The sequence below is a fragment of the Pseudomonas sp. PS02302 genome, assembly GCF_029959585.1.
Lineage (GTDB): Bacteria > Pseudomonadota > Gammaproteobacteria > Pseudomonadales > Pseudomonadaceae > Chryseomonas > Chryseomonas aestiva.
Genome location: NZ_JASCON010000033.1, coordinates 1 through 16771, shown reverse-complemented (window position 1 = coordinate 16771; position 16771 = coordinate 1). Strand labels below are relative to the sequence as shown.

The window sequence follows — 16771 nt, the reverse complement described above, 5'->3', positions numbered from 1 at the left end:
TTGGGAGCAAGACTCATGGCTGCACCTTGGTCGCGGCGGCGGTGGCCGCGGCGGTAGTGGGCTTGGCGTACTCGGCCTTGAGATGGCCCTGCTCATCGAGCAGCCAGGCATCCAGCACCTGGCGCACCACCGGGGCGGCCACGCCGCTGCCCGACTCGCCGTTCTCGACCATCACCGCCACGGCGATCTGCGGATTGTCGGCCGGAGCGAAGGCGACGAACAGGGCATGGTCGCGGTGCCGCTCCTTGAGCGCGGCCGAGTTGTACTTCTCGTTCTGGCGAATGGCGACCACCTGGGCCGTACCGCTCTTGCCGGCGATGCGGTACTGGGCGCCGACATTGATCTTGTGGGCGGTGCCGCGCGGATTCTGCACCACCATTTCCATGCCGTGGACGGCCCTGTCCCAGTAGGTCGGGTCCCTGAGCTCGATGTCGGGCATGGGATTGCTGTCCACCGGCGGCTGGCCATCGAGGGTCCTGGCGAGGTGCGGACGGATCCACTTGCCATGGTTGGCGATCAGGGTGGTGACCTGGGCCAGCTGCAGTGGCGTGGTCTGCATGTAGCCCTGGCCGATGCCGAGGATCAGCGTCTCGCCGGGGAACCAGGCCTGGCGGCGGGTGGCACGCTTCCACTGGCGCGAGGGCATCAGGCCCGGTGCCTCCTCGAACATGTCCAGGGAGACCTTCTGGCCGAGACCGAACTTGCCCATGTACTCGGAGAGCCGATCGATGCCGATCTTGTGGGCGAGATCGTAGAAGTAGGTGTCGTTGGATCTCATCAACGCCATGTCCAGATCCACGTAGCCGTCGCCGCCGTGGTTCCAGTTGCGGTACTTGTGATCGTAGTTGGGCAATTCGTAGTAGCCCGGATCGAAGACCCGCGCCTGGGGCGTGGTGGCGCCGCTGTCGAGACCGGCGATGGCCACCGCCGGCTTGATGGTCGAACCGGGCGGATAGAGGCCGCGCAGCACCCGGTTGTAGAGCGGGCGATCGATGGAGTCGCGCAGCTCGGAATATTCCTTGAAGCTGATCCCGGTGACGAAGGGATTGGGGTCGTAGCTCGGCTGGCTGACCATGGCCAGCACCTCGCCGGTCTTGGGCTGGATGGCGACGATGGCGCCACGGCGCCCGCCCAGGGCGGCTTCGGCGGCGGCCTGCAGGCGCGAATCGATGGTCAGGACGATGTCCTTGCCCGGCTTGGGGTCGGTGCGATTGAGCACCCGCAGGACCCGGCCGCGGGCGTTGGTCTCCACCTCTTCGTAGCCCACCTCGCCATGCAGCTCGGGCTCGTAGAAGCGCTCCACGCCGGTCTTGCCGATGTGGTGGGTGCCGCTGTAGTTGACCGGATCCAGGCGCTTGAGCTCCTGTTCGTTGATCCGCCCGACATAGCCCACCGAATGGGCGAAGTGCTCGCCCATAGGATAGTGACGCACCAGCTGTGCCGTCACCTCGACCCCGGGCAGGCGGAACTGGTTGACGGCGATCTTGGCGATCTGCTCCTCGGTCAGCTCGAACAACACTGGCACCGGCTCGAAGGGACGCCGGCCCTGCTTCATGCGCTTTTCGAACAGCTCGCGATCTTCCTCGGTCAGGCCCAGCACCTGCACCAGGGTATCGAGGGTCTGCCGCCAGTTGTCGGCCCGCTCGCGGGTGATGGTCAGACTGAAGCTGGGGCGGTTGTCAGCGACGATGATGCCATTGCGGTCATAGATCAGGCCGCGGGTGGGCGGGATCGGCTGGACATGGACCCGATTGTTTTCCGACAGGGTCGAGTGGTAGTCGTGCTGGATGACCTGCAGGTAGTACATGCGCGCCACCAGTACGCAGGCGAGCACGAGAAAGAGCACCGCCCCGACCGTCACGCGGGCGCGGACGAGCTGGGCGTCTTTCTCGTGGTCCTTGAGGCGTATGGGTTGCGACATCGCAGGTACGGACTACTTGTGATACGGATGGCCGGCCAGTACGGTCCAGGCGCGATAGAGCTGCTCACCGACGAGGATGCGCACCAGCGGATGCGGCAGGGTCAGCGGCGAGAGCGACCAGCGCTGTTCACTGCGCGCCTGCACCTCGGGAGCGAGACCCTCGGGACCGCCGACCATGAGGTTGACGGTGCGGGCTTCCAGGCGCCACTGCTGGAGTGTTTCAGCCAGTTGCTCGGTGCTCCAGGGCTTGCCGGTGACCTCCAGGGTCACCACGCGTTCGCCCGGTTGCACCTTGGCCAGCATGGCCTCACCCTCCTGGCGGATCAGCCGGGCGACGTCGGCGTTCTTGCCACGGGTCTGCAGCGGGATCTCGACGAGCTCCAGCGGCAGTTCCGGCGGCAGACGCTTGACGTACTCGTGCCAGCCCTCTTCGACCCAGCGCGGCATGCGCGAGCCGACGGCGATGAGACGCAGGCGCACCGGCGTTATTCGCCGTGGGCGGCGCGGCTCTGCTCGGCACCGCGCCAGAGGCGCTCGAGGTCATAGAACTCGCGGGTGGTCGGCAGCATCACGTGGACGACCACGTCACCCAGGTCGAGCAACGCCCATTCGCCGCCTTCCAGGCCTTCGCTGCCCAGCGGGCGCACGCCCTGCTGCTTGACCTTTTCCAGCACGTTGTCGGCCAGCGACTTGACGTGGCGGCTGGAGGTGCCGCTGGCGATGACCATGATGTCGGTCACGCTGGTCTTTTCACGGACGTCCAGGGAGATGATGTCCTGGGCCTTCATGTCTTCCAGGGCGGCGATGGCGACCTGGACGAGTTGTTCGCTTTGCATGGTGTAACTCTTACCTCGGTTCGGAGGACGCCGGATAGAGGCCGTGCGTCCGGATGTAGTCAAGCACGGCATCGGGCACCAGGAAGCGGATCGACTTCCCGGTGGCCAGGAGGCCGCGGATCTGGGTGGCGGACACCGCGAGCGGGTTCTGCCAGATAAAGGTGATCTGCCCGCCGGACCCCTTCAGGGCCTGGGGATCGGGCTGACTGCGCGCCGCCAGGAAATCGCGCAATTCCTGGCAGGGCTCGCTGTCGGCGTCGGGTCGTTGCAGGACCAGGATGTGGCACAGCTCCAGCAATTCGCGCCAGCGGTGCCAGCTCGGCAGGCCACAAAAGGCGTCCCAACCGAGCATGAGCAACAGCTGCACCTCATCGCCGAGTTCGGCGCGCAGGCTTTCCAGGGTCTCTATGGTATAGGAGTGGCGCGTCCGGCGCAGTTCCCGGTCATCGACCACCAGGGTCGCGACGTCGGCCACCGCCAGGCGCACCATCGCCAGGCGATCCTCGGCGGAGACGCTGGGCGCCTCGCGATGGGGCGGCCGGGCGCTGGGGATCAGCCGCAGTTCGTCCAGCGTCAGCGCCTCGGCCACCTCCAGCGCCGCGCGCAGGTGACCGATGTGCACGGGATCGAAGGTACCGCCGAACAAGCCGATGCGGGTGGGCAGGCTGCTCATCAGCTACGGACGTGACCGTCGCCGAAGACCACGTATTTCTCGCTGGTCAGGCCTTCCAGGCCCACCGGGCCGCGGGCGTGCAGCTTGTCGGTGGAGATACCGATCTCGGCGCCCAGGCCGTATTCGAAGCCGTCCGCGAAGCAGGTCGGCGCGTTGACCATGATCGAACTGGAATCGACCTCGGCCAGGAAGCGCCGCGAACGACCGAGACTTTCCGTCACGATCGCATCGGTGTGATGGGAGCCGTAGTGGTTGATGTGCTCGATCGCCTGGTCCAGGCCATCGACGATGCGAATCGACAGGATGGGCGCCAGATATTCGGTGGACCAGTCGGCCTCGGTGGCGGCCACGGCCTGGATCAGGTCCCGCGTACGCTCGCATCCCCGCAGCTCCACACACTGCTCTTCGAAGCGGCGTGCCATGGCCGGCAAGAAGGCCTCGGCCACCTTGGCATCGACCAGCAGCGTCTCCATGGCCCCGCAGATGCCATAGCGGTAGCACTTGGCGTTGAAGGCGATGGACTCGGCCTTGGCAAGGTCAGCAGCCTCGTCGACATAGACATGGCAGATGCCGTCGAGGTGCTTGATCACCGGGACGCGGGCATCGTTGCTGATGCGCTCGATCAGATTCTTGCCGCCCCGCGGCACGATGACGTCGACGAACTCGGGCATGGTGATCAGGGCGCCGACGGCAGCCCGGTCGGTGGTCTCAACTACCTGGACTGCAGCGGCGGGCAAGCCGACCTCGGCCAGCCCTTTCTGAATGCAGGCGGCGATGGCGCGATTTGAGCGAATGGCTTCGGAACCACCGCGCAGGATGGTTGCGTTACCCGACTTCAGGCAGAGACTGGCCGCATCGATCGTCACGTTGGGCCGGGATTCATAGATGATGCCGATGACACCCAGCGGTACGCGCATCTTGCCGATCTGGATCCCGGACGGCCGAGCGCTCAGGTCACGAACGGCACCTACCGGATCCGGCAAGGCGGCAACCTGCTTGAGGCCGGTAATCATCGAGTCGATCCGCGCCGGCGTGAGCGTCAGGCGATCAAGCAGCGCTGACTCGAGTCCAGCAGCCGTAGCGGCCGAGACATCCTCGGCATTCGCTGCGACCAGCGCTTCGCGATCGGCACCCAAGGCATCTGCAATGGCGTTCAGCGCCAGGTTCTTCTGGCCGGTGGACGTACGAGCGAGGACCCGCGACGCAGCACGGGCAGCCTGGCCAAGACGGGTCATGTAGGCGGAGACGGACTCGGTCATGGTCGGCGGCCTGCGAAAGACGGTGGGAAAGCCGCAGAGTATAGCGTCGCCGGGCCCTGCGCGGCCAGCGCCGGGGGGCCTGGCCGTGGCATTCGCCTGCTCTATTTGGTTGACTCGCCACGGCCTGTCGGGAATCATCCCCGGCTGTATTTGCCGTTCAGCTTGCGTTCAGCTATTCCCTAATAGCCGAAATCGTTCCAGCTCTGCGCCAGGTGCTGCAGCGACGCCTACCCGCCTTCACGGAAAGAACCATGCCCAAGCACCTCACCTTGTCCCTTGGTCTGCTCGCCCTGCTGATCCATGCCGACGCGACCTGGGCCGCCGCTGCCGACGCCGCGCCGACCGCGACCGCCGTCCAGGCGCTGGAAGCCCAGCTGAAGAAGACGCCCCAGGATCCGGATGCCCTGGGCAAGCTGGGCAGTGCCCGCCTGGCGCAGCAGCGCTGGACCGATGCCGAGCAGTTGCTGACCCAGGCCGTGCAGAAAGGCGGCAAGACCTGGCAGCCGGCGCTGGACGAGGCGCGCTACCACCACCTGCTGGAACGCGCCCACGCCGCCGAGAACAAGCGCGAGCTGGACCAGGCGCGGGATCTCAGCGTGGAAGCCATCCGGCTGAAGCCCGAAGCGGTCGAGGCGCAACTCTTCCTCGCCGGCATCCAGAGCCAGAAGCGCCAATGGGAACTGGCCGAGGCCACCTACCGCCAGGTGCTGATGCGCGAGCCGGCCAACGTCGACGCCTACTATGGGCGCATCGCCGCGCTCAACGAGCTGGGCCGCACCGAAGAAGCCCTGCAACTCACCAAGAATCTGCAGCCGAGCGCCAAGAACCCGGTCAAGGGCCTGGACCGCCTGCGCGCCGGCCAGGCCATGCAGGAAGCCGAAGCCGCCGAGGCGCGGGGCGATCTGAAGGGCGCCTCGCGCCTGCTGGAACAGGCGCGCAAGGAGTCCCCGGAGGATCCCTGGCTGCGCCTGGCCCAGGCCCGCCTGGAGGTCCGCCAGGGCCGGCCGCGCGCCGCCCGCGATCTGGTGGACAGCCTGGTCAAGGATGGCGCCCAGCGCCCCGAGGTGCTCTATGCCAGTGCCCTGCTGTCCAACGAGCTGGGTGAATACCAGCGCGCCATGCAGACCCTGATGCGCATTCCCCAGGCGCAGCGTTCACCGGACATGAACGCCCTGGCCGCGCGCATCACCTTCAACGAACAACTGGCCGAGACCGTGACCCTGGCCAAGCAGGGTCGCCGCGAGGAAGCGCGCAGCCTGATGCAGCGCCTGGAAACCCGCGCCGGCCGCAATCCGGATCTGATCGGCGATCTGGCCGAAGCCTTCGCCACCGCCGGCGATCCCGAGCACGGCCTGGCCCTGCTCAAGCCGATGATCACCGGCGATACCCGCCCGGCACCCGCCATGCAGCTGCACTACGCCAGCATCCAGCTGCAGCTGAACCAGGACCAGACCGTGGGCAACGTCCTGCGCGACCTGCAGGGCGTGGTACTCGACAGCGGCGAGAAGCAGCAGTACGACGACCTCCTCGCCCGCTACCGCATTCGTCAGGCCGATCGCCTCACCGACCAGGGCAAGCTGGCTGCCGCCTACGACACCCTGGCCCCGGCGCTCAAGGCCCGTCCCGACGACAAGTCCGCCCAGGCCGCCCTGGCGCGCATGTACCTAGCCAGCGGCGACACCCAGAAGGCCCGCCAGCTCTATCGCGACGTGCTCAGCGACCAGCCGAAGGACGCCGAGCTCTATCTGGGCGCCGCCGAAATCGCCGCCAAGTCCCAGGACAGCGTCACCGCCCGCCAGTACCTGGACCAGGCGGTCAAGCTCGGCCAGAGCGATCCCCTGGTGCTGCGCCGCGCCGCCCTGCTCTACCGCGACATCGGCATGGCCGGCACCGCGACTGGCCTGCTGGAGCAGGTGGTGCAGGTGGAACGCAAGGACCGCGAATCCGCGGCCCGCGCCGCCGGCGCCAGCGACAATCCCTTCGCCACCTTGCCCGGGCAGACCCGCAGCGATGACGCCCTGGCCGCCGTTCCGGCCGCCGCGGGTGGCAACGCCGGCGGCGCCGACTACGCCTGGAGCGATCCGCTGCAGGCGCAGAAGGCTGCCAACAATCCCTTCAACGACCTGTCCGTGGTACCTACCAGCAGCCTGTCGAGCAGCCTGGCCACCGAGCAGATCCTCGGCCAGCTGCAGCGCGAGCGCAGCATCCGCATCACCCAGGGTCTGAGCGTACGCAGCTACGACCCCAGCGGCAGTTCGCGCCAGACCACCGTCAGCGCACCGCTGGAAATCTCCTTCCCCGCCGGCGACCAGCGCCTGGCCGTGCGCGTCACCCCGACCCGCATCAACGACAGCAGCAGCGACGGCAGCCAGAAGGAAAACGGCGTGGCGGCGTCCATCGCCGTGGAAGACGCCGGGCGCGGGCTCAAGGGCGACATCGGCGTCTCGCCGGTGGGCCTGAGATACAGCACCGTGGTCGGCGGCGCGACCCTGGAACGCCCGCTGAGCAGCCTCAGCGAGAACCTGCTCTATGCCCTGAGCATGTCGCGGCGCTCGGTGACCGATTCCCTGGCGTCCTACGGCGGCATCCGCGATCCGCGTACCGGCCAGGAGTGGGGCGGCGTCACCGCCAACGGCGGTCTGGCGCGGCTGAGATACGACGATGGTCGTTACGGCTCCTACATCTACGGCGCGGCCCATCGCCTGACCGGCCACGACGTCAAGGACAACGACCGCTTCGAGATCGGCACCGGCGTCTTCTACTACCTGCGCAATGGCCCGGACAGCCTGTTCACCGTGGGCCTCTCGGCCACCGCGATCGGCTACGACAACAACCAGAACCACCTGACCTACGGTCATGGTGGCTACTTCAGCCCGCAGCGCTACTTCGCCATCGGCGTACCGCTGGTGTGGGCGCAGCGGGGCGATCTCTGGGCCTACCAGGTGCAGGGCATGCTGGGCGTGCAGACCATTCGCCAGGACGCCGCGGATCGCTATCCGGACGACGCTGCCCTGCAGGCCGCCGCGGAAGCCGCCGGCGAAGGCCAATACGGCAGCAAGAGCAAGACCGGCGTGGCCTACAGCCTCTCCGCCAATGGCGAATACCGCCTCAACGGGCAGTTCGCCCTGGGCGGTCGTCTGGGCATGGACAATTCCCAGGACGAGCGCGACGTCAACGGCAACCTCTATCTGCGCTACTTCTTCGAAGAGCAGGAAGGCCGACCGCAACTCTCGCGGCCGCAGCCCTACCGCTCGCGCAACGAGGAATAAGGAAAAAGGCCCGCACCCGCGGGCCTTTTTCTTGCCGCCGTCACCCTGCCCGTCACCGCCGGAACGACCGCTCATCCCCGCGTTCGTCGCCCCCGTGACCGCCCCGTCCCCGGGCCGCGCCTTTCGTCCGCACTGCACCAGGCATGACGTTGACGGTTACCCGAGGTGACCTAAACATCGCAGCGAGCCTGTGCCTAAAAGCGAGACTATCCGTTCGCTCCGCTTCGATGCCCGCATATGCACTTTCAATTGGTGCGTCACGAACCCCGCGTGACAGTATCCGCAAAAAATGACACCTGATGGCTTTAAGCCATAATTTTGACGTCAAGCACCTGCCCAGATCCTTCCCCTTTTCGGAATCCGCCATGGTCCGTTCGCTGGATATTGCCAATCTGTTCCGCTCCTTCGGCGGTGATCCCCAGCGTTACCATGAGTTCGAAGCAGCCGAGCCGGCGCTGCACGAAGCGCCCCCGCCGGCCGCGTCGCAGCCACAGCCACAGCCACAGCCACAGCCACAGCCACAGCCACAGATTGTGCCGAGCGCCCAGGGCGAAGCGGTCGTCACGGTGGCCGAGGTGGCCAGTCAGGCGGAACCGGGCGCTCTGCCTTCGCTGTCGCGGGAGCTGGCGCAGCTGCATAGCAGCCGCCAGGCCAGCCAGGCGGTCGTCGCCCTGGATCAGGCGCTGAGTCGCGCGCTGCCGCCGCTGGCCAATCCGGTCCTGGCGTTGATGTCGGCGCGCGGCGGCACGGGCAAGACGGTCATCGCTGCGGGGCTGGCCCAGACGCTGAGCCGCAGCGGTCAACCAGTGCTGCTGGTGGAACTGGATAGCCAGAACGTGCTGTCTTCGCTGTTGCTGCAGGAAGCTTCGTCCACCACCGGCTCGATCAGGGCGCCGCTCTCCGTCTGCCTGGCGGTGGACGACCGCCTGCGCCTGGTGCCCTTCGGCGCTGCCGACGAGCTGGATCTGCAGGCCCTGGAGCAGGCCCTGGCCACCGACGCCCAGTGGCTGACCCGACGCCTGCAGGCGCTGGACGTCCCGGCCGATACCCTGGTGATCCTCGATTGCCCCACGGGCTCGACGCCCCTGAGTCGGCAGGCCATGGCTCTGGCCACCCGGATCCTGGGGGTAACGACCGCGGATGCGACCGGCTACGCCAGTCTGCCGCGCCTCGAACGCCAGTGGCAGCGCTGCAGCGGTCAGGTCACTCCGCTGCACCTGCTCAACCGGGTCGATCCCGCCCGGCCCCTGAGCCAGGACATCGCCGCCATCGTCGCGCATTCCTGGGGCGAACGCCTGCTGGGTGTTCTGCCGGAAAGCCCCGACCTGGAACAGGCCCTGGCGCTGGGCCAGGGTCTGGCCAGCGTCCAGGACGCCTGGGCGCGCGGCCTGGCCGAGCTGGGCGAGGAATTGCTGGGCGATCGCCGCTCGCCGGCGCTGCACGCCGCGCGCGCCTAGCCATGAGCGTTCTCGACCGCCTGGAACAGGTTCGCCAGCGCCGCGCAGCGCGCGCTGCCGCGGCAACGCCCACCCCGCCAGTGGCGCCGCTCTGGCTGCAGCTGCTGGCCTGGACAGCAGCCGCGCTGCTGGGCGTCCTGCTGGTGAGCGTGCCCCTGGCACTGGAAGAGCAGGCACTGTTCGCCATCGGCTGCTTCGGCGCGGCCCTGCTGCTGCGCCGGCTGCCCGGACGGCTGCCGGTGATCGCGCTGATCCTGCTGTCGCTGCTGGCGTCGCTGCGCTATCTCTACTGGCGCCTGACCAGCACCCTGGGCTTCGAGACGCCGCTGGAGATGGTGCTCGGCTACGGGCTGGTGGCCGCCGAACTCTATGCCCTGGCGGTGCTGGTGTTCGGCTATCTGCAGACCATCTGGCCGCTGCGCCGCACGCCGGTCCCGCTGCCCGCCGACCCGGCCGCCTGGCCTACGGTGGACGTCTTCATCCCCACCTACAACGAAGCCCTGAGCATCGTGAAGCTGTCGATCCTGGCGGCCCAGGCCATCGACTGGCCGCGCGACAAGCTGCGGGTGCACGTACTCGACGATGGCCGGCGCGAGGACTTCCGCCACTTCTGCGCGACCGCCGGCGTCTCCTACCTGGTGCGCGAGAACAACGAGCATGCCAAGGCCGGCAATCTCAATGCGGCGCTGAAGGTCACCGACGGCGAATACATCGCCATCTTCGATGCCGACCACGTGCCGACGCGTTCCTTCCTGCAGGTCTGCCTGGGCTGGTTCCTCAAGGACCCGCAGCTGGCCATGCTGCAGACGCCGCACTTCTTCTTTTCCCCCGATCCCTTCGAGAAGAATCTCAAGACCTTTCGCACCGTGCCCAACGAGGGCGAGCTGTTCTACGGCCTGGTGCAGGATGGCAACGACCTGTGGAACGCCACCTTCTTCTGCGGCTCCTGCGCGGTGATCCGCCGCACCATGCTGGAAGAGGTCGGCGGCGTAGCCACCGAGACGGTGACCGAAGACGCCCACACCGCGCTCAAGCTCAACCGGCTCGGCTACAACACCGCCTACCTGGGCATTCCCCAGGCCGCCGGTCTGGCCACCGAAAGCCTGTCGCGCCATATCGCCCAGCGCATCCGCTGGGCCCGCGGCATGGCGCAGATCTTTCGCATGGACAACCCGCTGCTGGGCAAGGGTCTCGCCCTCGGCCAGCGGCTCTGCTACCTCAACGCCATGCTGCACTTCTTCTATGGCCTGCCGCGACTGGTGTTCCTTACCGCACCGCTGGCCTATCTGCTGTTCAGCGCGCAGATCTTTCACGCCTCGGCGCTGCTGATCACCTGCTACGTGCTGCCCCATGTGCTGCACTCGAACCTGACCAACTCGCGTATCCAGGGCGAATTCCGCCACTCCTTCTGGAACGAGGTCTACGAGACGGTGCTGGCCTGGTACATCCTCAGGCCTACGCTGCTGGCGCTGATCAACCCGCGGCTGGGCAAGTTCAACGTCACCGACAAGGGCGGCATCATCGCCAGCGACTACTTCGACTGGGAGCTGGCGCGCCCCTACATCGTGCTGCTGGCGCTCAATCTGCTCGGCCTGGGCGTGGGCATCGGCCGGCTGTTCTTCGGCGATCCCGAGGCGGTGACCACGGTCGCCATCAACCTGGTCTGGACCCTCTACAACCTGGTGATCGCCAGTGCCGCGGTGGCCGTGGCGAGCGAGACGCGCCAGGTGCGCGCCGAACCCCGGGTGGCCGCCACGCTGCCGGCCGGACTGGTCCTCGCCGATGGCAGTCGCCTGGAGTGCAGCACCCTGGACTTCTCCCAGAGCGGCATCGGCCTGAAGCTGCCCGCGGGCCTGCACCTGCCCGAGGGCAGCGCGGTGGAGGTGGAACTCAGCCGCAACGGTCGCAGCCGCCGCTTCCCGGCCACCGTGGCCTTCAGCCGCGCCGGCGCGGTGGGCACCCGCTTCGCCGAACTCAGCGTCACCGAACAGCGCGAGCTGGTGCGCATGACCTTTTCCCGCGCCGATCTCTGGGCCGAGGCCTGGGGCAATCACCGTCCGGATTCCCTGCTGGGCTCGCTGCGCGAGGTCAGTCTGATCGGCCTGCGCGGCATCGCCGATCTCAATCGCAATGTCTGGCGCCTGAGCCGACCCTCCCGGCGCACGGCGCCCTCCTCTTCCGCCTCCCTGGACCGCCCATGACCGTGTCGCTTCGTCTCGCTCCGCTCCTGCTCGCCACCCTGGCTACCGCGCCCGCCATCGCCCTGGCCCAGAGCGCCCCCCCGGTGGCCGTGGCCGGCAGCGGCTACGACAACAGCTTCAAGCAACTCGGCGCGGTCTATCCCTTCAACCTCCGCGGCATCGACAGCCGTGACGGGGTCGGCTTCGACATCCGCGCCGACGAGATCGTCAGCGCCGCCAAGGTGACGCTGAACTACACCTATTCCCCGGCGCTGCTGCCGGAGCTGTCCCAGCTCAATGTGCTGGTCAACGACGAGGTCGCTGCCAGCATTCCGCTGCCCAAGGAAGGCGCCGGCACGCCCCAGACCCGGGTGGTGGACATCCCGCCGCGACTGATCACCGAATTCAACCGGCTGAGCATCCAGCTGATCGGCCACTACACCATGCAGTGCGAAGACCCGCTGCACTCCAGCCTCTGGGCCAAGGTGAGCAATGGCAGCCGCCTGGACATCCAGGTCAGCCGCCTGGACCTGGCACCGGACCTGGCGCGCCTGCCGCAGCCCTTCTTCGATCGCCGCGATGCCCGGCAGCTGGAGCTGCCCTTCGTCATCGCCGGTGCGGCGGACAACGGCACCCTGGAGGCCGCCGGCACCCTGACCTCCTGGTTCGGCGCCCTCGCGAGCTATCGCGGCGCCCGCTTCCCCAGCAGCCAGAGCGCCCTGCCGGCCAAGGGCAATGCGGTGGTGCTGGTCACCAGCGAGGAGCGCGCCAAGACCCTGGGCCTGAGCCTGCCGGCACCGGCGGCGGCCCGGGTCGACATCCTGGTCAACCCCTTCGATCCCCAGGGCCAGCTGCTGGTGATCTCCGGGCGTGATGCCAACGAACTCAAGCGTGCCGCGAGCGCCGTGGCGCTGGGTCACCAAACCCTGTCCGGCAGGGGCATGACCATCGACACCCTGCAGGCGCTGCAACCGCGCAAGCCCTACGATGCGCCCAACTGGCTGCCCAGCGACCGGCCGGTGCGTCTGGGCGAGCTGGCGACGCCCAAGGAACTCGGCGTCTCCGGTTACGCTCCGGGGACGGTGACCGTGCCGCTGCGACTGCCTCCGGACCTGTTCCTCTGGCGCAACCAGGGGCTGCCGCTGCACCTCAGATACCGCTATACCCCGCAGCCGGTGGCGACCAATTCCTCGCTGCTGGTGAGCTTCAACGACCGCTTCGTGCAGTCCATCCCCCTGCCGTCCCAGGAGCACCTGGACCAGGGGCTGCTGGGTCTGATCAAGGACGAGGAATTGCCCCGCGAGGCCGAGGTGCGGTTGCCGCTGGAGGGCGAGGCGCTGCAGGCCCGCCTGCAATTCCGCTTCATGTACGACTACCTCAAGCAGGGTGAATGCCGCGACGTCATCATCGACAACATGCGCGGCACCCTGGAACCGGACTCGACCCTGGACCTGTCCGGCTATCGGCACTTCATCGCCCTGCCCAACCTGGGCGTGTTCAAGGACAGCGGCTTTCCCTTCACCCGCCTGGCGGATCTGAGCGAAACCGCGGTGATCCTGCCCGATGCGCCCAGCGCGGCGGAAATCGACAGCTACCTGAACGTGCTCGGCCGCTTCGGCAGTTCCACCGGCTATCCCGCCGCCGCGGTGACGGTGGCCCGCGCTGGCGAGGTGGAGGGCCTGGCCGACAAAGACCTGCTGCTGATCGCCAGTGGCGCCGACCAGCCGCTGCTGCAACGCTGGGCCGCCCAGTTGCCGGCCGGCTTCGCCGGCAACAGCCAGCGCTTCGAGGTTTCCGACCTGGCGTTCAAGGTGCGCCAGTGGTTCAGCAGTGACAACGAGATCAGTCTGGAGCGCAGCCGCGCGGCGCTGAGCGCCAGTGGTGGTGCCGGTGGCGCCTTCGTGGCCGGCTTCGAGTCACCGCTGAAGAGCGGTCGCAGCGTGGTGGCCCTGGTCGCCGCCCGCCCGGAGGGCCTGGCCGACATCAGCCGCGCCCTCACCACCCGGGAAGACTATGCCCAGGGGTTGCAGGGCAGCCTGGCCATGGTGCGTGGCCGGCAGGTGGAAAGCCTGGTGGCCGACGAGACCTATCACGTCGGCAGCCTGGGGCCGCTGCTCTATGTCCGCTGGCAGCTGGCGCGTCATCCCCTGTTGATGCTGGGCCTGAGCGCCCTGGGCGTGGCCCTGCTGGCCGGCCTGCTCCATGCGGCGCTGCGCGCCCGTGCCCGTCAGCGGCTGGAGCGCTAGACCATGACCCGTGCACCGCTGCTGGCTACCCTGCTGACCGGTCTGCTGCTGCCACCGCTGGCCCTGGCGGCCGGCACCCCCGAAGCGCTGCTCATCGAGCAGGGTCACTTCTGGCAGGCGCGCAAGAATGCGCCCCGCGCCCAGGAGACCTGGAACAAGCTGCTCGAACTGGATGCGCAGCAGCCCGAGGCGCTGTACGGCCTGGGGCTGATCGAGGTGCAGGCCGACCGGCTGCCCGCGGCCCAGGCCTATCTGCGCCGTCTGCAGGCGCTCAAGCCCCTACCCCAGCAGGCGCTGCAACTGGAGCAGGACATCGCCCTGGCCAGTGGCGACAACCCACAGCGCCTGGTGGATGCCCGCCAGTTGGTCAGCGAAGAAAAGCCGGTGCAGGCGCTGGCGCTCTATCGCCAGCTGTTCGGCGGTCGGCTGCCCCAGGGCGATATGGCGCGGGAGTACTACGACATCCTCGCCTACACCCCCAATGGCTGGCAGGAAGCCGGTCCGGGCATCGAGCGCCTGCGCAAGCTGCAACCCAGCGATCCGGCGCTGATGCTGATCCAGGCCAAGCACCTGGCGCGCTTTCCGGCCAGTCGCAGCCGTGGCATCCAGGCTCTGGCGGAGCTGAGCACACGCAAGGACATCGGTGGCGAAGCCGCCGAATACTGGCGCCAGGCGCTGGTCTGGAGCGGTCCGCCCGATCCGGCCGAGGCACCGCTGTTCGAGGCCTACCTGCGCCAGCATCCGGATGACGCCGAGTTGCGCGCCCAGCTGGAAAAGGGCCGTGCCCTGAGTCGCAGCGGCGGCCTTGATCCGCAACTGGCGCGCGGCATCGAGGCCTTGCGGCGCAATGAACTGGGCGCGGCCGAAAGCGCCTTCCAGGCCCGCCTCAAGACGGCCCCCAACGATGCCAACGCCCTGGGCGGACTGGGTATCGTCCGCCAGCGCCAGGAGCGCTTCAACGACGCCGAAGACCTCTTGAGCCGCGCCAGCCGCCAACCGGGCGGTACGCGCTGGCAGGCGCCGCTGGCCGAGGTGCGCTACTGGGCGCTGCTCGCCCAGGCCCGCCAGGCCCAGCAGGGCAACGACTTCACTACCGCTCGCGCCCGGGTGGAGCAGGCGCTGCGGCTGGACGCCAAGCGTCCGGAGGCACCGCTGGCGCTGGCCGGACTGCAGGCCCAGACCGGGCAGCTGGACGCCGCCGAGGCCGGTTATCGGCGGATCCTGCAGCAGGATCCGCGCAATCTGGAAGCCCGCCGGGGCCTGATCGACCTGCTGGCCGAGAGCGAGCGTCCGGCCGAGGCCCTGCGTCTGCTCGACACCCTGACGCCTGTCGAACGCGCCAAGCTCGGCAACCTGGATCGGCTCAAGGCCACCCAGGCCCTGCAGGAAGCCAAGCTGGCCGAAGGCCGTGGCGATCTCCAGGGCGCCCGTCGCGCCCTGGAAGACGCCCGGCGCGCCGATCCGGACGATGTCTGGACGCTGCTCGCCCTGGCGCGCCTGCAGCTGCGTCAGGGCCAGGCCCAGGCCGCCCGCCAGACCCTGGACAGCGGCCTGGCCAAGGACCCCCAGCGCCCCGAGGCGCTCTATGTCCGCGCCCTATTCGCCCTGGAGCAGCAGGATTCCGCGGCGGCGCGCGAGTTGCTCGGGCGCATCCCGCCGGCCCAGCGCACTCCGGCCATGAACGGCCTGGCCGCCGATCTCGACTTCGATGCCAGGGTAGGCGCCGCCCGCGACCTGGCCCGCCGCGGCCAGCAGCAGGCCGCACGGCGCCAGTTGGCGGTCCTGGAGCCGCAAGCCGGCGAGCGCGCCGCCGCCCTGGGTGGCCTGGCGGCGGCCTATGCCGAGGCCGGTGACCCGGAACACGGGCTGCGCCTGCTGCGCGATGTCCTGGCCCGCGAACGCACGCCCGATCCCGCGCTGCGCCTGCAATACGGCGAGGTGCTGCTGCGCAGTGGCGCCGACGACGAGGTCAACGCCCTGCTGCACGACCTCCAGGGTCAGCGCCTGAGCGCCACGCAGCGCCAGGGCTATGAGGACCTGCTCTATCGCTACCGGGTGCGCCAGGCCGACCAGCTGCGCGAGCGCGGCGATCTGGTCACCGCCTACGACACCCTGGCGCCGGCCCTGGCCCAGCGCCCGGACGATGACCTGGCCAATGCCGCCCTGGCGCGGCTGTACCTGGCCAATGGCGACGCCGACAAGGCGCTGCGCCTCTATGAACCCCTGCTGCGCCGCGCCCCCGACAATCCCCGCTTGCAACTGGGTGCGGCCGATGCCGCCGTGCGCGCCCGGGACAATGCCTATGCCGAGCGCGCCCTCGCACGCGCCGTCACCCTGGCCGCCGACGACGTCGGGGTACTGACCGAGGCTGCGCGCCTCTATCGCGCCCTGGGCCGTGACGGCCGGGCCACCGAGCTGCTGCGCCAGGTGGTCGCCGTGGAGCGCCGCGACGCCGAGACAGTGCGCCCCCTGGCCAGCGCGCCGGCCAATCCCTTCGGCCCGCGCCGCGGCAGCGCCACCCTGGCCAGCCAGGCCATTCCGCCGACCGCCGACCAGTTGCTGGCGGCGGCCAAGGCCGCGCCCCTGGCGGACGCACCCGCCGCCCCGCCGGACAGCGCCGCCGAGCGCGCCCTCGTCGACCTGCTGCAGACCCGCAGTGCGCGCATCACCCAGGGACTCACCGTGCGCAGCAACGACAACGAGCGCGGCCTGGGCAAGCTCACCGACGTGGAAGCGCCGCTGGAGATCGACTTCCCCTTGGGCGACGTGCGCCTGGCCGTGCGGGTGACCCCGGTCAGCCTGACTGCCGGCAGTGTCGGCAGCGCCGCCCGCAGTCGCTTCGGTGGCGGTCCGGCCGCCACCCAGGCCGCGCCGGACGCCTCGCCGGGCAGCCAGAGCGACAGCGGCGTGGGCCTCGCGGTGGCCTACAG

10 protein-coding genes are annotated in these 16771 nt (G+C 68.8%); 5 read left to right on the top strand and 5 right to left on the bottom strand.

Features of this window, described 5'->3' with window-relative positions; translation table 11 throughout:
• Positions 1–13 precede the first annotated feature (13 nt).
• From mrdA to QMX82_RS12890, 5 genes are read right to left on the bottom strand one after another with little or no spacing between them, the layout of a single operon-like run.
• Positions 14–1921 carry a penicillin-binding protein 2 gene (mrdA, locus tag QMX82_RS12910; protein ID WP_282284128.1) on the bottom strand — a complete coding sequence of 636 codons (1908 nt, stop codon included), beginning with the start codon at positions 1919–1921 and terminating at the stop codon, positions 14–16.
• Between the two features lie 12 nt (positions 1922–1933).
• Entirely contained in the window at positions 1934–2401 is a 468-nt protein-coding gene (gene rlmH / locus QMX82_RS12905; protein ID WP_007159668.1) for a 23S rRNA (pseudouridine(1915)-N(3))-methyltransferase RlmH, read from the bottom strand.
• Between the two features lie 5 nt (positions 2402–2406).
• Positions 2407–2757, bottom strand: coding sequence for a ribosome silencing factor (gene rsfS / locus QMX82_RS12900; protein WP_007159669.1), 351 nt, complete (start codon positions 2755–2757; stop codon positions 2407–2409).
• 10 nt (positions 2758–2767) lie between these two features.
• Positions 2768–3430 (bottom strand): nicotinate-nucleotide adenylyltransferase, encoded by a 663-nt coding sequence (nadD, locus tag QMX82_RS12895; protein ID WP_282284103.1) that lies wholly within the window; start codon positions 3428–3430, stop codon positions 2768–2770.
• Positions 3430–4689, bottom strand: a complete 1260-nt coding sequence (locus tag QMX82_RS12890) for a glutamate-5-semialdehyde dehydrogenase (protein ID WP_282284101.1) — start codon at positions 4687–4689, stop codon at positions 3430–3432. The genes nadD and QMX82_RS12890 overlap by 1 nt, the downstream gene beginning before the upstream one ends.
• A 251-nt stretch (positions 4690–4940) precedes the next feature.
• Here QMX82_RS12890 and QMX82_RS12885 point away from each other — a divergent pair, with 251 nt between their 5' ends.
• From QMX82_RS12885 to QMX82_RS12865, 5 genes are all read left to right on the top strand, one after another.
• Positions 4941–7958, top strand: a complete 3018-nt coding sequence (locus tag QMX82_RS12885; RefSeq protein ID WP_282284099.1) for a cellulose biosynthesis protein BcsC — start codon at positions 4941–4943, stop codon at positions 7956–7958.
• A gap of 365 nt (positions 7959–8323) precedes the next feature.
• Positions 8324–9415, top strand: coding sequence for a cellulose synthase operon protein YhjQ/BcsQ (locus QMX82_RS12880; RefSeq protein ID WP_282284097.1), 1092 nt, complete (start codon positions 8324–8326; stop codon positions 9413–9415).
• Between the two features lie 2 nt (positions 9416–9417).
• Positions 9418–11616 (top strand): UDP-forming cellulose synthase catalytic subunit, encoded by a 2199-nt coding sequence (gene bcsA / locus QMX82_RS12875; protein ID WP_282284095.1) that lies wholly within the window; start codon positions 9418–9420, stop codon positions 11614–11616.
• On the top strand, positions 11613–13841 hold the full coding sequence (bcsB, locus tag QMX82_RS12870; RefSeq protein WP_282284093.1) for a cellulose biosynthesis cyclic di-GMP-binding regulatory protein BcsB: 2229 nt from the start codon (positions 11613–11615) through the stop codon (positions 13839–13841). Before bcsA ends, bcsB begins: the two co-directional genes overlap by 4 nt.
• Positions 13842–13844: 3 nt before the next feature.
• Positions 13845–16771, top strand: a 2927-nt coding sequence (locus tag QMX82_RS12865; protein WP_282284091.1) for a tetratricopeptide repeat protein, incomplete at its 3' end; no start/stop codon positions are given.

What these genes read in the sequence shown, in the direction of transcription:
- QMX82_RS12890 (WP_282284101.1), bottom strand. Translation starts at nt 4,689, where the DNA reads ATGACCGAGTCCGTCTCCGCCTACATGACCCGTCTTGGCCAGGCTGCC.
- QMX82_RS12885 (WP_282284099.1), top strand. Translation starts at nt 4,941, where the DNA reads ATGCCCAAGCACCTCACCTTGTCCCTTGGTCTGCTCGCCCTGCTGATC.
- bcsA (WP_282284095.1), top strand. Translation starts at nt 9,418, where the DNA reads ATGAGCGTTCTCGACCGCCTGGAACAGGTTCGCCAGCGCCGCGCAGCG.
- bcsB (WP_282284093.1), top strand. Translation starts at nt 11,613, where the DNA reads ATGACCGTGTCGCTTCGTCTCGCTCCGCTCCTGCTCGCCACCCTGGCT.
- nadD (WP_282284103.1), bottom strand. Translation starts at nt 3,430, where the DNA reads ATGAGCAGCCTGCCCACCCGCATCGGCTTGTTCGGCGGTACCTTCGAT.
- QMX82_RS12880 (WP_282284097.1), top strand. Translation starts at nt 8,324, where the DNA reads ATGGTCCGTTCGCTGGATATTGCCAATCTGTTCCGCTCCTTCGGCGGT.
- mrdA (WP_282284128.1), bottom strand. Translation starts at nt 1,921, where the DNA reads ATGTCGCAACCCATACGCCTCAAGGACCACGAGAAAGACGCCCAGCTC.
- rsfS (WP_007159669.1), bottom strand. Translation starts at nt 2,757, where the DNA reads ATGCAAAGCGAACAACTCGTCCAGGTCGCCATCGCCGCCCTGGAAGAC.